Below are 3,589 nucleotides of genomic sequence, written 5' to 3' on the forward strand. Positions count from 1 at the left end.
TTCTACCCCGCGGGCCCCCCCGTGGGGGGCGGGGGGGGGGGGGGGGCGCCGCGGGGGGGGGGGGGGGGGGGGCGCCCCCCCCCCCCCCCCCGCGGCGCTAGCGACCGGCGCTGTCCACGACGGCCGCCCATTCGTCGAGCAGGGCCTCCGCCGACGCGACATCGGGGCCTTCGGCCCACAGATGCGTCACGGCCTCGGCGGGGTCGGGCAGCACCATCACCCAGCGCCCGTCGGCCTCCACGACCCGAACACCGTCGGTGGTGTCCACGAACCGGTCCCCCGCCTCCTCCACGACCCGGCGCATCACGAGCCCCTTGACCGCCCAAGGAGTCGCGAGGTCCCGTTTGAGGACATGCGCCCGCGGAATCCGCGCGTCGATCTGGCTGAGCGTGAGCTGCGTCCGCGCCACCAGCCCGATGAGGCGTACGAAAGCGGCGGCGCCGTCGAACACACTGCTGAACTCCGGAATGATGAAGCCGCCGCGGCCGTCACCACCGAAGATCGTCGACTCGTCCCGTCCGACCCGGGTCAGGTCGTCCGGAGACGTGGTCGTCCACTCCACCTGGGTCCCGTGGTAGGCCGCGACCTGCTCGGCGATCCGCGTGGTGGTCACCGGCAGCGCCACTCGCCCACTGCGCCGCTCCGCGGCCACGAGGTCGAGCATCACGAGCAGAGCCCGGTCGTCCTCGACGATCCGCCCCTTCTCGTCGACCAGCGAGAGCCGCTCGCCCACCGGGTCGAAGCGCACGCCGAAGGCGGCCCGCGCGGACGCGACGATCTCGCCGAGCCGCACCAGTCCGGCCCGCCGGGTGTCGGCGGTCTCCGTCGGCCTGGACTCGTCCAGGCCGGGGTTGATCGTCAGGGAGTCGACACCGAGCTTGCCCAGCAGGCTGGGAAGCACCAGACCGGCACTGCCGTTCGAGGCGTCCACCACCACCTTCAGCCCGGACTCGGCGACCCCCGTCGTGTCCACGTTCCTCAGCAAGGAACCCGTGTACGAGTCGAAGACGCTGGCCGGGAAATGCAGGTCCCCGATCTCACCCGGGAACGCGCGCCGGTACTCCTGTCGCGCGAACACCCGGTCGAGCTTCCGCTGTCCACCCTGAGACAGGTCGGCGCCCTCCCCGTCGAAGAACATGATGTCGACGGAGTCCGGCACCCCGGGAGTCGTGCGGATCATGATCCCGCCCGCACTGCCTCGCGCCGTCTGCTGCCTGGCCACCGGCAGCGGTACGTTCTCCAGGTCGCGTACGTCGATGGCGCTGGCCTGCAGCGCCGAGATGACCGCCCTTTTCAGCGCCCGCGCGCCTCGGGAGTGGTCACGGGCCGTGGTGACCGTGGAGCCCTTCTTGAGTGTCGTCGCGTACGCCCCGGCGAGGCGCACCGCCAGCTCCGGAGTGATCTCCACGTTCAGAATGCCGGACACACCGCGTGCTCCGAAGAGATGCGCCTGACCACGCGACTCCCAGATCACCGAGGTGTTGACGAAGGCGCCGGCCTCGATGGTCTTGAACGGATAGACGCGTACGTTCCCCTGAATGATCGATTCTTCACCGACGAGGCACTCGTCGCCGATGACGGCGCCGTCCTCGATCCGCGCGGCTCGCATGATGTCGGTGTTCTTGCCGATGACACAGCCCCGAAGATTGCTGTGCTGGCCGACGTACACGTTGTCGTGCACGACGGCTCTGTGCAGGAAGGCACCGCTTTTGACGACGACGTTGGACCCGATGACCGAGTGTTCGCGGATTTCGGCGTCCGCCTCGACCTTCGCGTAGTCCCCGATGTAGAGCGGGCCGCGCAGCACGGCGTCAGGGTGCACTTCCGCGCCCTCGGCGACCCATACGCCCGGGGAGATCTCGAAGCCGTCGATCTCGACGTCGACCTTGCCCTCCAGGACGTCGGCCTGCGCCTTCACGTAGCTCTCGTGGGTGCCCACGTCCTCCCAGTAGCCCTCGGCGATGTATCCGAAGACCGGCTTTCCTTCCTTCATCAGCTGAGGGAAGACATCACCCGACCAGTCGACGGAGACATCCGCCTCGACGTAGTCGAAGACCTCGGGCTCCATGACGTAGATACCCGTGTTCACGGTGTCCGAGAAGACCTGACCCCAGGTCGGCTTCTCCAGGAAGCGCTCGACCTTGCCCTCTTCGTCCACGATGGTGATGCCGAATTCGAGGGGGTTGGGAACACGCGTCAGGCAGACGGTGACCAGCGCACCCTTTTCCTTGTGGAAATTGATGAGATCCGTGAGATCGAAGTCGGTCAGGGCATCGCCGGAGATCACCAGGAAGGTGTCGTCCTTCAACGCCTCCTCGGCGTTCTTGACGCTACCGGCAGTACCGAGTGGCTTCTCCTCATTGGCATAGGTGAGCTCCATGCCGAGCTCCTCGCCGTCACCGAAGTAGTTCTTGACCAGAGAGGCCAAGAACTGAACAGTCACGACGGTCTCGTTGAGCCCATGCCTTTTGAGCAGCCTGAGCACGTGCTCCATGATCGGGCGATTCGCCACGGGCAGGAGCGGCTTGGGCATGCTTGAGGTCATGGGACGAAGGCGAGTACCTTCGCCTCCGGCCATCACTACGGCCTTCATGTCGGAAGCGTCCTCCTTTAAGAGACGACGGACTAGCCGACTTCACCCGTCCAGATTGTCCCGCAGTTCTCGAGCGCGGGCCATCGGGGCGCTTCAACTGCCCCTGCGGGCCGAGCTCAATCGGCCGTGGTGTCCGCTCGGACAAGCCGGCGGACCTGCACCACGTACAGGACTCCTGCCCACCAGTACAGGGTTGTACCCCACCCGGCGAACGCCCATCCGAAAATCGCACCGAAGGACGCGAGCCATCCGTGTCCGTCGCTGAGCAGCAACAACGGGAAGGCGTACATCAGGTTGAAGGTGGCGGCCTTCCCCAGGAAGTTCACCTGGGGCGGCGGATAGCCGTGGCGCCTGAGGATGCCCACCATGACCAGGAGGATCAGTTCACGCGCCAGAAGTGCGGCGGTCAGCCAGATCGGCAGAATCTCGCGCCAGGTGAGGCCCACAAGAGTGGACAGGATGTAGAGACGGTCGGCCGCGGGATCCAGCAGCCGGCCGAGGCTGCTGATCTGGTTCCAGCGCCGTGCGAGCTTCCCGTCGAGATAGTCACTGATGCCGCTCAGCATCAGCACGAGCAGGGCCCAGCCGTCGCTCTTGGGGCCTCCGAACTCCGGCCTGAGGATCAGCCACAGGAAGATGGGTACGCCGACCAGGCGTGCCATGCTGAGGATGTTCGGGATGGTGAGGACCCGGTCCGTCTGAACTCGAGTCTCCTGGACCTCCACCCGGGGGCCTCCTGTGGGAAATGTGCCGACGATGCTCCCTGACCTTACCCGCAGCCCTGACAGCTCGACGCGGCGGGTGCGAGCCCTGCCGAAAACCACCCCTGCTGGACGGCGCGGAAAACCCGGAAAACAAAAAAGCTCCGGCTCTCGGGCAGATTGCCCGAGAGCCGGAGCTCTAAAATTTGTTCGGCGGCGTCCTACTCTCCCACAGGGTCCCCCCTGCAGTACCATCGGCGCTGTAAGGCTTAGCTTCCGGGTTCGGAATGTAACC

Annotated in this window: 2 protein-coding genes and 1 rRNA gene; all 3 read right to left on the reverse strand. The window is 66.6% G+C overall.

All coding sequences use genetic code 11. The features are described 5' to 3' along the window. Positions 1–97 precede the first annotated feature (97 nt). A complete protein-coding gene (locus ABZV34_RS37690; RefSeq protein WP_356287270.1) occupies positions 98–2,593 on the reverse strand; it encodes a mannose-1-phosphate guanyltransferase in 2,496 nt (831 codons plus the stop codon). 116 nt (positions 2,594–2,709) lie between these two features. Then, positions 2,710–3,318 carry a CDP-alcohol phosphatidyltransferase family protein gene (locus ABZV34_RS37695; RefSeq protein ID WP_356287272.1) on the reverse strand — a complete coding sequence of 203 codons (609 nt, stop codon included), beginning with the start codon at positions 3,316–3,318 and terminating at the stop codon, positions 2,710–2,712. Positions 3,319–3,502: 184 nt separating this feature from the next. Further along, positions 3,503–3,589 (reverse strand): 5S ribosomal RNA (gene rrf / locus ABZV34_RS37700); the annotation flags it as partial.

The organism is Streptomyces sp. NPDC005195 (assembly GCF_040608315.1).
Classification (GTDB): Bacteria; Actinomycetota; Actinomycetes; order Streptomycetales; family Streptomycetaceae; genus Streptomyces; species Streptomyces kaempferi.